The sequence below is a fragment of the Yinghuangia aomiensis genome (assembly GCF_039542225.1).
In the GTDB taxonomy this organism is placed as follows: Bacteria; Actinomycetota; Actinomycetes; order Streptomycetales; family Streptomycetaceae; genus Yinghuangia; species Yinghuangia aomiensis.
The window spans coordinates 1-16734 of sequence record NZ_BAABHS010000012.1 but is presented as its reverse complement, the minus strand read 5'-3'; the positions used below and the strand labels follow the sequence as shown (position 1 = coordinate 16734).

16 protein-coding genes are annotated in these 16734 nt (G+C 72.9%); 8 read left to right on the top strand and 8 right to left on the bottom strand.

The window, feature by feature from the left end; translation table 11 throughout:
• Positions 1-142: 142 nt before the first annotated feature.
• The gene (locus ABEA93_RS17775; RefSeq protein WP_345676561.1) at positions 143-1366 is read right to left on the bottom strand and encodes a SchA/CurD-like domain-containing protein; all 1224 of its coding nucleotides are present in this window, start codon (positions 1364-1366) and stop codon (positions 143-145) included.
• A 169-nt stretch (positions 1367-1535) separates the two neighbouring features.
• Here ABEA93_RS17775 and ABEA93_RS17770 point away from each other — a divergent pair, with 169 nt between their 5' ends.
• Both ABEA93_RS17770 and ABEA93_RS17765 read left to right on the top strand, forming a co-directional pair.
• Complete coding sequence (locus tag ABEA93_RS17770) at positions 1536-3413, top strand: FAD-dependent oxidoreductase (RefSeq protein WP_345676560.1); 1878 nt, start codon at positions 1536-1538, stop codon at positions 3411-3413.
• Between the two features lie 138 nt (positions 3414-3551).
• Positions 3552-3941 carry a hypothetical protein gene (locus tag ABEA93_RS17765; protein ID WP_345676559.1) on the top strand — a complete coding sequence of 130 codons (390 nt, stop codon included), beginning with the start codon at positions 3552-3554 and terminating at the stop codon, positions 3939-3941.
• 75 nt (positions 3942-4016) lie between these two features.
• On the opposite strand, the gene ABEA93_RS17760 is transcribed toward ABEA93_RS17765, so the two are convergent.
• The 4 genes from ABEA93_RS17760 to ABEA93_RS17745 form a co-directional block, all read right to left on the bottom strand.
• Entirely contained in the window at positions 4017-4706 is a 690-nt protein-coding gene (locus ABEA93_RS17760; protein WP_345676558.1) for a class F sortase, read from the bottom strand.
• A gap of 122 nt (positions 4707-4828) precedes the next feature.
• Positions 4829-5155 carry a hypothetical protein gene (locus ABEA93_RS17755; RefSeq protein ID WP_345676557.1) on the bottom strand — a complete coding sequence of 109 codons (327 nt, stop codon included), beginning with the start codon at positions 5153-5155 and terminating at the stop codon, positions 4829-4831.
• 300 nt (positions 5156-5455) lie between these two features.
• Complete coding sequence (locus ABEA93_RS17750; RefSeq protein ID WP_345676556.1) at positions 5456-6490, bottom strand: methyltransferase; 1035 nt, start codon at positions 6488-6490, stop codon at positions 5456-5458.
• Between the two features lie 99 nt (positions 6491-6589).
• A complete protein-coding gene (locus ABEA93_RS17745; protein WP_345676555.1) occupies positions 6590-7174 on the bottom strand; it encodes a TetR/AcrR family transcriptional regulator in 585 nt (194 codons plus the stop codon).
• 167 nt (positions 7175-7341) lie between these two features.
• On the opposite strand from ABEA93_RS17745, the gene ABEA93_RS17740 reads away from it, so the two are divergent.
• Positions 7342-8361 (top strand): aldo/keto reductase, encoded by a 1020-nt coding sequence (locus tag ABEA93_RS17740; protein WP_345676554.1) that lies wholly within the window; start codon positions 7342-7344, stop codon positions 8359-8361.
• A 34-nt stretch (positions 8362-8395) separates the two neighbouring features.
• On the opposite strand, the gene ABEA93_RS17735 is transcribed toward ABEA93_RS17740, so the two are convergent.
• Positions 8396-8701, bottom strand: coding sequence for a GntR family transcriptional regulator (locus tag ABEA93_RS17735; RefSeq protein WP_345676766.1), 306 nt, complete (start codon positions 8699-8701; stop codon positions 8396-8398).
• A gap of 294 nt (positions 8702-8995) precedes the next feature.
• On the opposite strand from ABEA93_RS17735, the gene ABEA93_RS17730 reads away from it, so the two are divergent.
• Positions 8996-9799, top strand: coding sequence for a DsbA family protein (locus ABEA93_RS17730; RefSeq protein ID WP_345676553.1), 804 nt, complete (start codon positions 8996-8998; stop codon positions 9797-9799).
• Between the two features lie 9 nt (positions 9800-9808).
• Here ABEA93_RS17730 and ABEA93_RS17725 read toward each other — a convergent pair whose 3' ends face one another.
• A complete protein-coding gene (locus ABEA93_RS17725; protein ID WP_345676552.1) occupies positions 9809-10330 on the bottom strand; it encodes a DUF6529 family protein in 522 nt (173 codons plus the stop codon).
• Positions 10331-10828: 498 nt separating this feature from the next.
• Between ABEA93_RS17725 and ABEA93_RS17720 the strand changes: the two genes are divergently transcribed.
• Positions 10829-11467 (top strand): carbonic anhydrase, encoded by a 639-nt coding sequence (locus ABEA93_RS17720; RefSeq protein ID WP_345676551.1) that lies wholly within the window; start codon positions 10829-10831, stop codon positions 11465-11467.
• A 124-nt stretch (positions 11468-11591) separates the two neighbouring features.
• On the opposite strand, the gene ABEA93_RS17715 is transcribed toward ABEA93_RS17720, so the two are convergent.
• Positions 11592-12500 (bottom strand): IclR family transcriptional regulator, encoded by a 909-nt coding sequence (locus ABEA93_RS17715; protein ID WP_345676550.1) that lies wholly within the window; start codon positions 12498-12500, stop codon positions 11592-11594.
• 255 nt (positions 12501-12755) lie between these two features.
• Between ABEA93_RS17715 and ABEA93_RS17710 the strand changes: the two genes are divergently transcribed.
• The 3 genes from ABEA93_RS17710 to ABEA93_RS17700 are packed head-to-tail and all read left to right on the top strand — an operon-like array spanning position 12756 to position 16366.
• The gene (locus ABEA93_RS17710) at positions 12756-14249 is read left to right on the top strand and encodes an aldehyde dehydrogenase family protein (RefSeq protein WP_345676549.1); all 1494 of its coding nucleotides are present in this window, start codon (positions 12756-12758) and stop codon (positions 14247-14249) included.
• A gap of 20 nt (positions 14250-14269) precedes the next feature.
• The gene (locus tag ABEA93_RS17705; RefSeq protein WP_345676548.1) at positions 14270-15070 is read left to right on the top strand and encodes an SDR family NAD(P)-dependent oxidoreductase; all 801 of its coding nucleotides are present in this window, start codon (positions 14270-14272) and stop codon (positions 15068-15070) included.
• A 24-nt stretch (positions 15071-15094) separates the two neighbouring features.
• Positions 15095-16366, top strand: a complete 1272-nt coding sequence (locus tag ABEA93_RS17700; RefSeq protein WP_345676547.1) for a cytochrome P450 — start codon at positions 15095-15097, stop codon at positions 16364-16366.
• Positions 16367-16734: the final 368 nt, after the last annotated feature.

Here is a 16734-nt window from a genome sequence, read left to right as displayed (position 1 = left end):
ATCGGGTGTTCGGGGGCACGGGTGGGCTGTGCGGTCATGGCTGCCGCCTCCAAGGGGGCGAGGCGGCGTGCCCGGGGGCACGCCGCCGGAAGGGGGACGAACCCGCGCACCGAACGGGCGCGGGCAAAAGCACCCGGATGCGCTAGCGCGCGTCCGCGGCACGCCGGTCGGTGACCGGCGTCATCGTGCAGGCAGCCCGAAGGCGCGCGAGTCCCGCGTCGCCCGCCGGACCGGCGTCGAAATCGAAGTCGAGCAGACGCGCCAGCGGCGCCGGGCCGCTGCGGTCCACACCCAGCGCGATGGCCGGGTCGGCGTCCACCGGCTCGCGCAGGTCGACGACGCGCACCAGGATGTCCTGCCGCACGTAGATCGAACTCGCGAGCAGCAGCCCGTTGGGCTCGGCGAGCGCCGCCTTGTCGTGCTCGGCCAGCAGCTTCGCGGCTTCCTCGGCGGCACCCCGGCGGACCGGGTAGCGGAAGGCGGCACGGTGCGTCGTGCCGGCCTTCGCCGCGTCGGGGGAGGCTCCGCGGAACGCCTCGGCGAGCGCGGCGCTCATGAAGAACTGCCGTGCGGCCTCGGGGTCGTCCAGGTCGCGGGCCTCGACGAGGAACGGGTTGAGCGCCTCCTCGGCGGCCCGGACCTGCGGCTGCCGGGCGACGTGCGCGAGTGCGGCGCGCATGTCGCCCTGGATCTCGATGGCGCGCACGACCTGGGTGCCGTGCAGGAACACCGACGTCCGGTGCAGCGTCGTGGACGCGTCCACGTGCGGGTCCGGCGGGTCGTAGGCCGCGAGGATCTCCGCGACCTTCGACTCGCTGCCCGGCTTCACGGGGAAGCTGAGGGCCGCACGGGTGATTCCGTCGGCGGACTTCTGCGGGCCGGCGGGCCGGTTCTGCTTCTGCGGCTTCTGCTTCTGCTGCGTCCGGCCGGCCGGCGCTTCGTGCTCCGAATGGCTGGTTTCCCGAGCCACGGCGAAGCGCAGCGACCGGGTGCCGCGGACGCAGCCGTGCAGCGGCTTCACCATTTCCTGGTGCTCGGCGCTGTCCACCCATTCGAGGTACTCGTCGCTGCCCGCCCACTCGCTCGTGATGAGCCATTGCGTCGGGTCCTCGATCGACTGGCACAGCTGGTCGCGCAGATGCCCGGGCACCGCGGCGACCTGCGCGCGGATGCTCTCGTACGCGTCCAGGAACCGCTCCTGCGAGCCTTCGTGGATCTCCAGCATCAGCAGCACGCGCAGCTTGGCGCCGTCGTCGCCGCGGACCAGCCCGTCGGCCGCCGGGCCGGGCTTCGGGCCGGCCGCGGGCGAGCGCGGTGCGGAGCGGTCGACGGGTCGGTCGGTCTGGCTTCGGACCGTGGTGTCCATGTCCATCCTTCGTTGGTGAGCCCCGAGTTCGAGCGTGGACACAAGTTGCGGAACAGGCACCTTTTCCAGGGCATATGAGTGACAAATAGACAAAACGATGGAATGGCCGGGGGATTGGGGGCACACGCAGACGTCAGCTTCGGCGCGCTCCGTGAAGGTGGAGAGACCCATGGCACGACCTGAGAGATCCCGGCCGCGACCCGGCGACCCGTCCGCGGGCGGAGGGCCGACGGAGGAACGGGTGCCCGTTTTGATCGTCGGGGGATCGCTGGTCGGTCTGTCCGCGTCGGTGTTCCTCGGCCGACTCGGCATCCGGCATCTGCTGGTGGAACGCCACGCCGCGACGTCGCATCACCCGCGCGGACGCGGCAACAACGTCCGCACCATGGAGCTTTACCGGACCGCGGGCATCGAGCAGGGCATCCGTGCCGCGTCCGCGGTGCTGGCCGACAACCACGGCATCCTGCAGGCGCGGACGATGGCCGGCCCCGACCAGGAATGGCTGTTCAAGGACATCGACCCGGGTGGCGGCCTCGCCAAGTTCTCGCCCAGCTCGTGGTGCCTGTGCAGCCAGAACGACCTGGAGCCGGTGCTCGCCCGGTACGCCGCCGACCTCGGCGGCGACGTGCGGTTCGGGACCGAACTGGTGTCGTTCGAGCAGGACGAGGACGGGGTGACGGCGGTTCTCGAGGCGCGCGAGAGCGGCGCGCGCTCGACCGTTCGGGCGGATTATGTGATCGCCGCCGACGGTCCGCGCAGCCCGGTGCGCGAACGGCTCGGGATCAAGACGTCCGGGCCGGGCGACCTGTTCCACAACGTGAGCATCACGTTCACGTCGAAGCGGCTCGCCGACTACGTCGGCGAACGCCGGTTCATCGTCTGCTACTTGACGAACCCGGCGGGCGACGGAGCACTGCTGCCGGTGGACAACGTCGAACGCTGGGTGTTCCACGCGCCGTGGCACCCGGAGGACGGCGAACCGCTGGAGGCGTTCACCGACGAACGCTGCATCACGCACATCCGCGCGGCGATGGGCGTCCACGACCTCGACGTACAGATCACCGGAAAGGCGGCATGGCATGCCGCCGAGCGGGTGGCGGAACGCTACCGGGACGGCCGGGTGTTCCTGGCCGGCGACTCGGCCCACGAGATGTCGCCGACCGGCGCGTTCGGCTCCAACACCGGCATCCAGGACGCGCACAACCTGGCGTGGAAGCTGGCGGCGGTGCTGCGGGGGCAGGCGTCCGCGCGGTTGCTGGACAGCTACGAGGCCGAGCGGCGCCCGGTGGCGGTGGCCACGGCGGCGCGCGCGTCGGCGCGGTCGGTGGAGCACAGCCATCCGGGGTACGCGGCGGCCGGGGTGGTGCCGGGTGGGTCGGGTGGGTCGGGTGGACCTGGTGGACCTGGTGGACCTGGTGGACCTGGTGGACCTGGTGGACCTGGTGGACCGCCTGCGGGTGGACGGCCTTCGGGTGGGCCGCCTGCCGGTTCGGGGACTGCGGGTGGGCCGCCGTCCGGTTCGGGTAGCGCGGGTGGGCCGCCTGCGGGGCGGCAGCCCGGGGTGCTGGGGGTCGTGCTGGGCTACCGGTATCCGGTGGGTGCGGTGGTCGGGGCCGCCGAGGATGCCCCGGTGGTGCCGGAGGCGTTCCGTCCGCCGAACGGAGAGCCGGGGACCCGCGCACCGCACGCGTGGGTCGTGCGCGGATCGGACGGGGCCCGGGTGTCGCTGCTCGACTTGTACGAGTCGCGGTTCGTGCTGCTGACCGGCGCGGGCGAGGCCGGGGAAGTTTGGCGCCGGGCCGCGGAGACCGTCGGAGGGCCGGTCGAGGTCTTCGCGGTGGGCGCGGTCGCGGACGGGGCGCCGGACGGCTTGGCCACCGAGGGCGACGTGGACTGGGCGGCGCTGCACGGGGTTTCGGCCGAGGGTGCGGTGCTGGTACGGCCGGACGGGTACGTGGCTTGGCGGGGGGAGGGGGCGGTGGGTGATGAGGAAAAGCAACTCGCGCGCGTGTTGGGGGAGCTGGCGGTGAACGTCGGGCGCGGGTGAAGGACGGCGGACGGCGGGCGGGCTTTACGGCCCGCCCGCCGTTGCGTGCTCCGGCGCCCCACCGCCTCCGGCGGCGGCTGGGCCGGCAGGTAGCGTGATCCGCGTCGTGTCGCGCGGGATCCGAGGAGGGCTGAGCCGGTGCCGGAACACGCGGTTGCGCCACGCACGCTCCTCGCCCCGAGCGAAATCGCGTTGCTGCGGCGGTCGCTCGCCGAGTGGGGCGGTCCGGCCCGATGCAGTGACCAGCTCGCTGTCGGCATGGGGTTCGCGGACATGAGCGACCTGCTCGACCGGAGCCGCAGGCTTCGAGCCGCCCTCCGTGACGACGTTCCCCTCGCCCCGGCAGACTGGGCGCGGACGCTCCTGGCCGCCGAGATCGTCTTCGTCAGCGACCTCGCCGGTACCGGCGTCGAATGGCCCACGACCACGGGTCTCACGGACGAGTCGACGATCCGCACCCTGCGCTCGATCCAGCGCAAGCTGGCGAAGGTGGTCCGTCGTTACTACGGCAAGCACCCGGGCGAGTAGCGGCAAAAGGGTCTCGCCCGACCACGCAGGCCCTCCCGGCACCGGCCGTCCGGGAGGGCGCGCGCGAGGAACCGGTCAGGACGCCCCGGTGTAGTGCGCGAACACCACCACGTTGTCCAGGTAGTCCTTCCGCTTCTTGTCGTAGACGCCGCCGCACGTGATCAGGCGTAGTTGGGCGTCCGGCGTCTTCCCGTACACCCGGTCGTCCGGGAACGCGTTCTTCGGGAACGACTCGACCGAATCGACGCTGAACTTGGCCGTCTTGCCGTCCGCGCGGTCGATGGCGACCTCGTCGCCGGCCTTCAGGCTGCCGAGGCCCCAGAACACCGCCGGGCCGAGCTTGGTGTCCACGTGGCCGAGGACGATGGCGTTGCCGCGGGCGCCCGGGGTGACGCCGTCCTCGTACCAGCCCGCCAGGTTGCGGTTGGTCGCGCTCGGGACGTCGAGGATGCCGTTGGCGTTCAGGCCGAGGCCGACGAAGGGGGCGTCCACGCCGATCGTCCCGATGCGGATCCGCAGGGGCGGGGAGGAGCCGAGCGAGGCCGGCTTGGTCGGGGACGGCGACGTGCTGGGCTTGGCGCTCGTCGCGGCCGAGGCCGCGGGCGAAGCGGAAGCCGACGGGGACGCCTGCGCCGCCGCGGGCTGCGGCGGGCCGCTCTCGCTCTTCAGGTCGTTCTGGATCGCGCACACGCCGAGGAACACCGCCCCGGCTGCGACCGCCACCATCTTGGTCCGCCCCGTGCGCTGGGGCCGTGCGTCGGACACGAGTCCGCCTTTCCGCCGGCGGGTGCCGGCTGTCGGGCCCGCGGCGGGGCCTCCAACGGAACGTGCCGTGGCACCCGTCCGGGGGACGGATGCCACGGCACGCGATTCCGTGCTGCTTCGGGTCAGGCCGCGGCCGGGCCCGAGGAGGTGCGGCGGCGCAGGGCGTACGCACCCAGGCCGAGACCACCGGCAATCAGGACCGCGCCGGTCGCGAGACCGGCACCGTCGTCGAGGATTCCGACGCCGGCGTGCGGACCGCCGTGCGGGCGGCCCTTCTGCTCGCCGCTGTCCTTCTCCATGCCACCGGACTTGTGCTCTTCGCCCGACGACCAGGACTTGCCGCTGTCCGCGGCGCTCGGGCCGGCATCCGCGTAGGCGGCCGGGACGGCCATGGTCAGCGCGGCGAAGCCGAGAGCGGTACCGGCAACGAGGGTGCGTACACGACGCATGATGCGTTCCTTTCGGCGCCCGCAAGACTGCTGACGGGTCATCAGCACTTGGGGATCGGCGGTGCGCCTCTTCCACGGTCCGTCGCGCTGCACGGGCCCGCGACCGCAGTTGCCGTGTTTTGGTGCATTCGGGGCAAGAGTGCCCCTCGTTCAGCGGAAGGAACCCGGTCCTGCGTCACGCGAACGGGCCCGTCCGAGGCGCCCCGACCGCCTCCGACAACCGTGCGGGAAAAGCCAGTTCGGCGCCGCAGCGAGGTGCGTCGCGGAAAGCGGCGCGGACACCTCGCCGCGGCGGCAAGGTCACTCGTCCGGCACGACGCTGTCGAACATGTGCAGCGACGGGTTGATCGACGTGATCTCCCCGGTCGCGAGACCCGCCCGGCCCATCGCGGTGACCAGGCTGTCCCGCGTGTGCTTCGCGCCGCCGACGTTCAGCAGCAGGAGCAGGTCCATCGCGGTGGTGAACTTCGGCGACGAGGTCTCGTCCACGAGGTTCTCGATGACCACGACCCGGGCGCCCGGCTCGGCGGCCGAGATGATGTTCGCCAGCGTGCGGCGCGTGCTGTCCTCGTCCCATTCGAGGAGGTTCTTGACGATGTAGACGTCCGCGGCGACCGGCACGTCGTCGCGCACGTCGCCCGCCACGAGCGTGGCCCGGTCCGCGAACGCGCCGCCCGCCCGCAGCCGCGGGTCCGACTGGGCCACGACCGCGGGCAGGTCGAGCAGGTAGCCGCGCAGGTCGGAGTTCCGCTCCAGCAGCGTGGCCAGCATCATGCCCTGGCCGCCGCCGACGTCCGCGACGGTGCGTGCGTCGCCGAGGTCCAGCACGTCCGCGACGTCCTCGGCGGCCTGCCGGCTGGACTGCGTCATCGCCTGGTTGAACACCTCGGCGGACTCGGGCGCGTCCGCGTGCAGGTAGTCGAAGAACTCCTTGCCGTGCACGTCCGCGAACACGCTGCGGCCCTCCCGCACCGCTTCGTCGAGCCTCGGCCACACCTGCCACGTCCACGGCTCGGTCGCCCACAGCGTCACGTGACGCATGCTGCTCGGCGTGTCCGAGCGCAGCAGGCGCGACGCGTCGTTGTGCGCGAAGCGTCCGTCCGGCTGCTCCGTGAAGATGCCGTGCGACGCCAGCGCGCGCAGGAGCCGGCGCAGCGCGCGCGGGTCCACGTCGGTGCGCTCGGCAAGAGTGTCCGGGGTCTCGGGGTTGGTGCCGAGCGCGTCCGGGATGCCCAGCCGGAGCGCCGCCCGCACGCCCGCGGCCGTCACCGCGCCGAACGCCAGTTCGCGCAGCCGCATGCCCGCAACCTGCTGCGGGGCTGCCGTTTCCACCATGATGTCCGCCTTTCCGGGGAATGTCGGTGTTTCACGACGAAACTGACCATTCCCGCGGGGCGGGGCAGGGCGGTGCGGCGAATGGGTGAGGTGTGCGGGTCAGTTCGGCGCACCCAGTCCCGTGACGAGCAGGCCGACCAGGCGGCGCGCGTCGTAGCGGGGGTTGTCCTCGGCGCCGATGCACAGGTTTCCGGCGCCGCGCATCAGTTCGTACGCGGTGATGTCGGACCGGATCTCGCCCGCTCCGGCCGCGGCGCCGAGCAGTTCGGTGCACACCGGCACGAGCCGGTCGAGGAAGTACGCGTGCAGCGGCGCGAAGCCCGGATCGTCGGACTGCAGTACCGCGGCGAGCCCGTGCTTGGTGGCCAGGAAGTCCACGAACAGGTCCATCCAGCGCCGCAGCGCCTCGTGCGCGGTGGGCGCCTCGGCGAGCAGCGCGGGCCCGGCTTCGGCGCACGCCTCCACCTGGTGCCGGTACACGGCGACGATCAGGTCCGCCCGGGTCGGGAAGTGCCGGTAGATGGTCGCCGTGCCGACGCCGGCCGCGGCGGCGATGTCGCGCACCGGCGCGTCGACGCCGGACGCGACGAAGACGGCGGCCGCCGCGTCGAGCAGGGTTTCCGCGTTGCGCCGCGCGTCCGCCCGCTTGGGGCGGGGGGCGGCGTGCTGCTCGCCGTCGGTCACGGGCCGGTCCTTCCGGGGTCGGGATTGATAAACGGGACAGTGTTCCGTATCGTCGGGATGGAAGCGGGACGATGTTCCGTTTGTTCATTGTGGCAGATCGGGAGCCGGGCGGACCGTCGTCCGCGCCCCGTCCCCGTCACACCCACGGCACAGGGGAGATCACCGTCATGCAGTACCGCACCTTGGGCCGCACCGGCGTCCGGGTCAGCACCCTCGCGCTCGGCGCGATGAATTTCGGCGCCATCGGGCGCACCGGCCAAGAGGAGGCGACCGCGATAGTCGATGCCGCGCTGGAAAGCGGCATCAACGTCATCGACACCGCCGACATGTACGGTCGCGGCGAGTCGGAGGAAATGGTCGGCAAGGCCATCGCCGGCCGCCGCGACGACATCGTGCTGGCCACGAAGGCCGTGCTCCCGATGAGCGACGAACGCAATCACCGCGGGGCGTCGCGCCGCTGGCTGACCACCGCGCTGGACAACAGCCTCCGGCGCCTCGGCGTCGACCACGTCGACCTCTACCAGATCCACCGCTGGGACCCCGCGACGAGCGACGAAGAAACCCTCGGCGCCCTCACCGACCTGCAACGCGCCGGGAAGATCCGCTACTTCGGCTCCTCGACCTTCCCCGCCCACCGCATCGTGCAGGCCCAGTGGGCCGCCCGCGAGCACCACCTGGGCCGGTACGTCACGGAACAGCCCGGCTACTCCGTCCTCCAGCGCGCGATCGAGGCCCACGTGCTGCCGGTCGCCGAGGAGTACGGGCTGGGCGTGCTGGCGTGGAGCCCGCTGGCGTCGGGCTGGCTGTCCGGCGCGATCCGCGAAGGCCGCGACATCGCCACCAGCCGCGCCGCGCTGATGCCGCACCGCTTCGACACCGGCCTCCCGGTCAACCGGGCCAAGCTGGACGCCGTCGAAAAGCTCGCCGCCGTCGCCGACGAGGCCGGCCTGACGCTGATCCAGCTCGCCCTCGGCTTCGTCACCGCGCACCCCGCCGTGACCGCCGCCATCATCGGCCCCCGCACCCTCGAGCACCTGCACAGCCAACTCGCCGCCGCCGACACCGTCCTGAGCGGCGACGTCCTGGACGCCGTCGACGCGATCGTGCCGCCGGGCGTCGACCTCGCGCCGGAGGAGAAGGTCGACACCCCGCCGTCCCTGCTGGACCCGCGGCTGCGGCGGCGCTGAGGCGCCGCCGCGGGGCGCCGATCTCTGCGTCCGCTCAGCCGAGCGCGGTGCGCACCAAGGCGATCAGTTCGTCGTCCGGCACGCCGAGCGAGCGTGCCTGTTCGACCAGTTCGGACACCCGTTCGGACAGTCGGAAGCGCTCCGGGTCCAGGGACGCGGCCACCACCGCGCCACGCCCTCGGCGCAGTTCGATGAGGCCTTCGTCGCGGAGCTGCTGGTAGCCGCGCAGCACGGTGTGCACGTTGACGGCGAGGGAGGCGGCCAGCTCGCGGGCCGCGGGCAGCTTTTCACCCGGCCGGACGCTGCCGTCCGCCAACGCGCGGCGTACCGACGCGGCGATCTGGTCGCCGAGCGGTCGGTGTCGGTGTCGGTGCCGGTGTCGGTGCCGTCCGGCTGCGCGGGCGGCGGCGCCAACGCCGCCGGCAGGGCCTGGACCTCCGGCGGTGTCCCGTCCGGGAGCGTGACCGAGCGCGCGTCGATGCTGCCGCACCTGGTCGCGGCAGGTCCCGGAAGGTCCCCGGAACTCCGCGCCGCGCGCATCCGACTACCTCGGAGGGCCGTCCGCAGACCGCCGGGCGCCCCGGGCCGGCGGCACCCGCCCCGGCTTCGGTACACGGCAGGGGGGATGGACACGATGGGCACGACCAAGCCGGGCAAGAAGGCCGAACGGCGCGTATCGGCGCGCGAACGCATGGCCGCGGAACGGCAGCGCCGGGCCGCCGCGGAGAAGCGCCGGCGGGGGCTGATCGTCGGCGGGTCCGTCGTCGCGGTCCTCGCGATCGCGGCGACCGTCGGCATCGTCGTCGGCAACAGTTCCGGCGGCGGAACCGACGACGTGCGCGGCCGCCCGGTCACCCCGCCGCCCGGCGCGGCCGGTCCCGGACAGACCGTCATACCCGACGGCAGGGCCGACGCGCCCGCGGTGCTGACCGTCTACGAGGACTTCCGCTGCCCGTTCTGCGACCGCGTCGAGAAGACCCTCGGGCCGACGATCCGGCAGCTCGCCGACGCCGGGCGGTTCCGCGTCGAGTACCACATCGCATCGTTCCTCGACGACCGGCTCGGCGGCAACGGCTCGCGCCGGGCCGCGAACGCCGCCGCGTGCGCGCAGCAGGCCGGCAAGTTCCGGGACTACCACGAGGTGCTGTTCGCCAACCAGCCGGACGAGGACGACGACGCGTTCGGCAAGCGCTCCCGCCTTCTCGACCTCGCCGGCAAGGTCGACGGCCTGCGCACCCCGGCGTTCGAAGCCTGCGTGAACGACAGCACGTTCGCGCCGTGGGTCAAAGCCGTCGAAGCGGACTTCGTGGCCAAGGACATCGGCGGCACGCCGACCGTGCTGCTCGACGGGCGCCCGGTGACCGTGCTCGACCGCGGCGGCAACGCCGTGTCCCCGGACGCGTTCCGCGCCCAGGTGGACCAAGCGCTCGGCACGTGACCCGCCGGGTCAGAAGCCCGGCACCTGCTGCTCGTTGAAGTCCCACAGCGCCGCCGTGTACCAGAGCAGGGCGATCGCCACGACGAGGACGCCGCCCACGATCGGGATCGCCCAGCCGGGGACACGGCGGTTGCGGACCACGATGACCTTGGCGGCGAACGCGCCGTACAGGAAGCAGCCGGCAAGCGAGTGGACGGTGACCCGGGTGTCGTACGTGGCCACCCCGTAAGCCCGGATGCAGTGCACCGCAATCGGCAGCGACACCAGGAACGCGGCCAGGCCGCCCACCCGGTGCCCCGTCGCCAGGCGGTGCCGGGCGGCCTGCGGGACCGGCAGCACTCCGTACATCGCCAGCGCGAGAAGGAGTTGCAGGACGGCCAAGCCGAGCAGGGCGGTGCCGAGGTCGGCCTTGAGGTGCTGCGCGTCCGCGAAGCGGCTGCCGAAGAAGCTCGCCGCGTAGTCCGGGGTATGGGCGCGGCCGAACCACACCAGGCCCCCGGTCACCGCCGCCGGGACGAGCGCCCATGCCAACCCCGTGAACCACCGCCACGCGAGGGACGGCGGAGGCGGAGTCGAAGGCGGGGGCGGAGGCGGAGACTGGTCCGGCATCGGCGGCCCTCCCGAAGCCGAGGAGACAAAGTCCGGCCACCACTACCGCAGGCCGGAGAGGCGCCGGTCCACGGGGCGCGCGACGGGGTCACCGGAACGGCGCAGCGGGATACCCCGCGCGGGGGATCCTCGGTGTGTTGCCTGCCTTCCTCGATCGCGCGGCGGACGCAGCGCGTCGGCATGCGCGCTACCCCGGTCCGCGCAGGAACGATCCGCCGCACCGGAGGCCCTGCCTTCGGGCCCCGCAAGCCCGCCACCAGGCATGAGACCTTGCGCACACCCCGCCGGCCGCCGCGCCCCGTCCGCCCAGCGCAGCGGGCCGATGACCCGCGTAAACCTCCAGGTCGGACAAGCAGGAAGGGGTCCGCATGGCGGTCACCCCATGTGCTCGCGGGCCCGTCGCGCCATAAGATCCCGCCCATGATCGACGCGCCCATATCGGACCCGGCCCACGCTTTCGAGGTGCTCCTCGAAGGCAATCAGCGGTTTGTGGCAGGCACCCCCGCGCACCCCAACCAGGACGCCTACCGCCGCGCCGCGCAAGCCCCTGCCCAGACGCCGTTCGCGGTGCTCTTCGGCTGCGCCGACTCGCGCCTCGCCGCGGAGATCATCTTCGACCGCGGCATCGGCGACCTGTTCGTCGTGCGCACCGCGGGGCACGTGCTCGGCCCCGAGGTGCTCGGCAGCATCGAGTACGGCATCAGCATGCTCGACTGCCGCCTCGTCGCCGTCCTCGGCCACGACTCGTGCGGCGCGGTCGCGGCGACCACGCAGGCGCTCCAGGACGGCCTGACGCCGACCGGCTACGTCCGCGACGTCGTCGAACGCGTCACCCCGAGCGTCCTCGCCGCCCACGCGGCCGGCCTCGAGGACCCGGACGACATCGTCGACGAGCACATCCGGCACACCGTGAACCTGCTCCTGGACCGCTCGCGCGTCCTCGCCGAGCAGGTCGAGGCGGGGCAGACGGCCCTCGTCGGCCTGTCCTACAAGCTCGCCGAGGGCGGCGTCCGCACGGTGGCCGCGCACGGCATCGACGTGCCGGTCCACCCGGCGTAGACGGACAGGACACCTCCGGCAGCGAAACGAAGCGCGGCCGACCGGACATCCGGTCGGCCGCGCTTCGTCATTCCGGCGTGCGGCCGGGCTCGCGGTTCGGCGTCGCGAGCCGCCGCCGCACGGGTCAGCGGGGTTCGAGGGTCCGTGCCTTGCCGCCGATGTGGCGGGTGGCTCGTTCCGTTGCCTCCTTGAGGAGTTCGCCGAGCCGGGCGACCTCGTCCGGGGTCAGGTCGTAGTTCGGGCCGAAGACCATGATCTTGGCGACGACGTTGCCGAGGACGTCGAAGACCGGGGCGGAGCACTGCAGCATGCGCACCGGGTGGTCGGCGTCCAGGTCGGTCGGCAGGTATTCGCTGTGGGTGAGTTCGAGGACCACGTCGTCGCGGACCCGGCGGGCTTCCTCCGCGTCCGGGGTGTCCGCCAGGGTGGCGAGGGCGTCGGCGAGTTCCGGGTTGCGGGGGGTCGCCACGGTGACGCTGTAGCCGCGGGTGCGGATGGCGGCGAGCGCGGCGCGGTAGCGGGTGCGGGCCGCCTCGCCGAGGGGGACGGCTGCGGCGTCCAGCCACGCGTCCACGCCCGCGTCGTCGGCCCACGCGACGAGGCCGGTGCCGAACGGCGGGGCCAGGCGGATCGCCTGGCCCACGTGCCCGCGTACCGCGAACGGGGCGCCGTGGTCGAAGACTTCCACGACCCGGATCTCGTCGCCGGTGCGCACGGATACGCCCACGCACGTCCCGGTCTGCCGGGCGAGCGCCTCGGCCTCGTGTCCGGTGACGGCGAGCGCCGAGTTGATGCTGCGGGCCGCGTCGCCGACCGCGATGCACGCGGGGCCGAGGCGGTAGCGCAAGTCGCCTTCGCCGCGTACCGCGTAGCCGCGTTCGGCCAACGCGAGGAGCACGGTGTGGCAGCTGGCGCGCGGCATGTCGAGAATGCGCGCGACCTCGCTGACCGTCATGGCCTCGGCCGGGTCGGCGGCCAGCGTTTCCAGGATGTCCACGGCGCGGAGCACCGCGGGCGACGCCACCAATGGCATGTCGGCTCCTTGACAACCGGCGATCGAATGCCGCTAGGATCGCAGCAGCATCGCTAATATACTATTAGCCGCCGCTCGGGTTGGACTAGTCGGGTCGGATCATTTCGACCCCGATGATCCTCCGTCCGCGGTCTCCGTACGGCGCCACCCCGCACAGCCACTCCCCACAGCCCTCGTCCTGGCCAACCCCTTGGCCGCCGCCCGGGACCGGCCCCGCGTGTCCCCGGCGCCCGCGACGACCCCCGGAGGCCGAACGTGGCGGACCTGCTCGACGCCGCACAGCTGTACCTCGACGGCCGGTTCGCGGACGGCCGCGACCCCGGATTCGCGGTCGAAGACCCCGCGACCGAAGAGGACTTCGCCCACGCCCCGGCCGCCGACGCGGCGCAGTTCGACGCCGCGGTGGCCGCCGCCCGGCGCAGCTTCGACGCGGGCGTGTGGGCGTCCGTCCCGCTCGCCGAACGCGTGCGCCTGCTCGCCGCGATGGTCGACGTGCTGGACGGCGTGCGCGACGACCTGGTCCGGACGGTGATCCGCGAAACCGGCACGCCGGTCCGCATCGCCGGACTCCTGCAGGTCGACATGGCGTTGCAGCAGGCCCGCCAACTTCCGGCGCTGCTGGCCACGTTGCCGGAGTGGGAGCACAACGAACTCCCGCTCGACGGGCACATCGCCGGACCGGCCGGCCACGACGTGCTGATGAGCATCCGCCGGTACGAGCCGTGCGGCGTCGTCGCGGCCATCACCCCCTACAACTTCCCCCTCCAGCCCGCCGTATGGAAGGTCTTCTCGGCGCTCGCCGCGGGCTGCTCGGTGATCCTGCGGCCGAGCCCCCTCGCGCCGCTGTCGGTGCTCGCGTTGGGTGCCGCGGCCGACCGCGCGGGGCTGCCGCCGGGCGTGCTCAACATCCTGCCGGAGCCCGGTTCCGCCGGCGCCGAGCTGCTCACCTCGGATCCGCGCGTCGACTGCGTGTCGTTCACCGGGTCGACCGCGGTCGGCCGCCGGATCGCCGCGCAGGCCGCGCCCACCGTCAAACGCCTTGTCCTCGAACTCGGCGGCAAGTCCGTGCAGTTGTACCTGCCGGACGCGGTGCGCAACGTCGGCGCGGGCGTTGCTGCGGTGTTCGGTGCGCACGCCGGGCAGGCCTGCTCGTCGCAGAGCCGCGTCCTGGTGCCCGCCGAGGCCTTCGACGACGCCGTCGCCCAGGCAACCGCGGTCGCCCGCGCGATGCCGGTCGGCGACCCGCAGGACCCCGCCACCGCGGTCGGCCCGGTCGTCTCCGCGGCGCAGCACGCCCGCATCACCGGCCTGATCGCGGACGCCGTCGACGCGGGCGCCCGCCTGGTCGCCGGGGGCGTCCGGCCCGCGGGGCTCGCGCGCGGCCACTACCTGGAGCCGGCCGTGCTCACCGTCGACGACAACGCCAACCCCATCGCGCAGCGCGAGGCGTTCGGCCCGGTCGTCAGCATCCAGGCGTACCGCGACCTCGACGAGGCCGTGGCCATCGCCAACGACAGCGAGTACGGCCTGTCGGGCGGCGTCTACAGCGCCGACGTCCGCGCCGGACTCGCCGTCGCCCGCCGCATCCGCTCCGGCACCGTGCTGGTCAACCGCCCCGCGGCCAACGCCTACACGCCGATGGGCGGCATCAAGCAGTCCGGCATCGGCCGCGAACGCGGCGTCGCGGGACTGCGCGAATACCAGGAGGTCCAGCACCTCGTGCTCGGCCCGCTCGAAGACCTGCGCTGATGCGGACAACCGCCGGACCGATGGGAGAAGAAGTGCTGCTGGACGGCAAATCCGTGGTCGTCACCGGTGCCGGCTCGGGCGTCGGACGGGCCACCGCGCTCCTGTTCGCCCGCGAAGGCGCACACGTCGTGGCGGCCGACCTGCGCGAGGACTGGGCCGCGGAAACGGTCCGGCTGATCGGCGAGCAACCCGACACCAAGGGCAGCGGCACCGCCGTGCGCTGCGACGTCACCGTGCAGGCCGACGTCGACGCCGCCATCGCCGCGGCCGTCGCGGGCCGCGGCCGGCTCGACGTCGTCGTCAACAACGCCGGCATCGCCACCCCCGCCTTCGGCATGCTCACCGAGGACCACACCGCCGAACAGATCGACAAGCTCCTCGCCGTCAACGTCCGCGGCATCATCTTCGGCTGCCAGGCCGCCATCCGGCAGTTCCGCGCCCAAGGCGGCGGCGGAGTCATCGTGAACACCGGCTCGATCGCCGGCATGGTCGGCTGGGGCGGCACCGTCTACGGCGCCACCAAGGGCGCCGTCAACCAGCTCACCCGCGGCGTCGCCGTGGAATGCGCCAAGGACGACATCCGCGTCAACGCCGTATGCCCCGCCGCGATGCCCGCCACCAACTTCATGGTCCCGGACGCCGCGCACGGATCCCAGGGCATCGGCGACGAAGCCGGCCGCGACGTCGGCTCCGCGCACCCCCTCGGCCGCCCGATCGCCGCCGAAGACTGCGCCGCCGCCGCGCTGTTCCTCGCCTCCGACGCGGCCCGCAACATCACCGGCGTCCTGCTGCCCGTCGACGGCGGATTCGTCGCCCAATAGCCGACCCGGAAGGACCACGCGACCATGACCTCCGACGTCGGCGCCCTCGACCCGACGCGCCTCAAGGAACTCTTCGACCTGCGCAGCGGCGTCAACGAACACAGCGGCGCCGCCTACCACGACGACCCGTATCCCGTCTGGCACCGGCTCCGTGAAGCCGCCCCCGTGCACCGCGGCATCGTCCACGAACTCACCGGCTTCGCCGGACCCGCGGCCTTCCAAGGCCTCCCGCACCCCGAACGCGAGCACTTCAGCGCCTTCTCCTACGCCGCCTGCGACGCCGCGTTCCGCGACGAAACCGTGTTCGTGTCCTCCGAAAGCGCCGCCGACGGCCGCGACTTCGAGCACGGCATCGAAGGCCCCCAAAGCAGCATCCTCTACATGAACGGCAAAGAGCACCGCCGCTACCGCGGCCTCGTGCAGCCGTCGTTCGTCCCGCCGCGCGCCAAATGGTGGATGGACAACTGGATCACCACCACCGTCCACGCCCTGATCGACAACTTCGCCGCCGCCGGACGCGCCGACCTCAACACCGACTTCTGCGCCGCCATCCCCACGCTCACCATCACCGGCAGCCTCGGCATCCCCGCCGCACAAGCCCTCGACCTGCGTGCCTCGATGATCCCCGGCGCCATCGACACCGCCGTCTTCGCGGGCATCGTCGCGCCCGCCGTCGCGTCCCGCCGCGAACAGCCCGGCGACGACCTGCTCAGCGTGCTCGTGGAAGCCGAACTCACCGACGAAGACGGCGTCCACCACCGCCTCTCCGACGCCGAGATCATGTCCTTCGCCTACCTGCTGCTGGTCGCCGGATCCGGCACCACCTGGAAGCAGATGGGCATCACCCTCGCGGCTTTGCTCGCCCGCCCGAAAGTCCTCGACGCGGTCCGCGCCGACCGCGCACTGCTGCGCCCGGCGATCGAGGAATCCCTGCGCTGGACGCCGACCGACCCGATGTTCTCCCGCTACGTCGCCCGCGACATCGACTTCCACGGCATGTCCCTGCCGCGCGGCTCGGTCCTGCACCTGTGCATCGGCGCCGCCAACCGCGACCCCGCCCGCTGGGAGTCCCCGGACGACTACGACCCCACCCGCCCGGCCCGCGCCCACCTGGGCTTCGGCCGCGGCCCGCACGTGTGCCTGGGCACCCACGTCGCCCGTGCCGAAATGGCCGTCGGCATCGGCGCCCTCCTGGACCGGCTGCCGAACCTGCGCCTCGACCCGGACGCGGCACCGCCGAGGTTCATCGGCATGTACGAGCGGGGGGCGACGGAGATCCCGGTGCTGTTCGGCTGAGGGGTACGCAGCCGACGAGGACCGAGTGGAGAAGGACAGCGCCGCGCAGGGCGGAGCCGGTCGGGAGGCAAAGCACCGGCCCGTGCGTGGGGATCAGGGGCCCCCGCGCCGGGCCGGTTTCCGTTTCACGTACGCCCGACGCCCGGAGGAGGTGAGGACACCGGACAGCCAGGCCGGGGTGAGCCGAGGGTGGCGGGAAGAGCGGGACGGGCGGGCGGAGTCGTCATGGCATCCCGCACGGCCTAGACGAGTCTTTCCGAATGCCTGCGGGCATGGAGCGAGGGTGTCCAGGATCCGTTTGTGACGACAGACCTCGACACCCTCGCGATCGCACTGTACGTGAAACTCGACGACGACTGGGCGGACTT

Bases quoted from the DNA above. Each gene is read 5' to 3' on its own strand.
- ABEA93_RS17775 (WP_345676561.1), bottom strand. From the start codon at position 1,366: ATGGACACCACGGTCCGAAGCCAGACCGACCGACCCGTCGACCGCTCC.
- ABEA93_RS17770 (WP_345676560.1), top strand. From the start codon at position 1,536: ATGGCACGACCTGAGAGATCCCGGCCGCGACCCGGCGACCCGTCCGCG.
- ABEA93_RS17755 (WP_345676557.1), bottom strand. From the start codon at position 5,155: ATGCGTCGTGTACGCACCCTCGTTGCCGGTACCGCTCTCGGCTTCGCC.
- ABEA93_RS17750 (WP_345676556.1), bottom strand. From the start codon at position 6,490: ATGGTGGAAACGGCAGCCCCGCAGCAGGTTGCGGGCATGCGGCTGCGC.
- ABEA93_RS17740 (WP_345676554.1), top strand. From the start codon at position 7,342: ATGCAGTACCGCACCTTGGGCCGCACCGGCGTCCGGGTCAGCACCCTC.
- ABEA93_RS17730 (WP_345676553.1), top strand. From the start codon at position 8,996: ATGGGCACGACCAAGCCGGGCAAGAAGGCCGAACGGCGCGTATCGGCG.
- ABEA93_RS17720 (WP_345676551.1), top strand. From the start codon at position 10,829: ATGATCGACGCGCCCATATCGGACCCGGCCCACGCTTTCGAGGTGCTC.
- ABEA93_RS17715 (WP_345676550.1), bottom strand. From the start codon at position 12,500: ATGCCATTGGTGGCGTCGCCCGCGGTGCTCCGCGCCGTGGACATCCTG.
- ABEA93_RS17705 (WP_345676548.1), top strand. From the start codon at position 14,270: ATGGGAGAAGAAGTGCTGCTGGACGGCAAATCCGTGGTCGTCACCGGT.
- ABEA93_RS17700 (WP_345676547.1), top strand. From the start codon at position 15,095: ATGACCTCCGACGTCGGCGCCCTCGACCCGACGCGCCTCAAGGAACTC.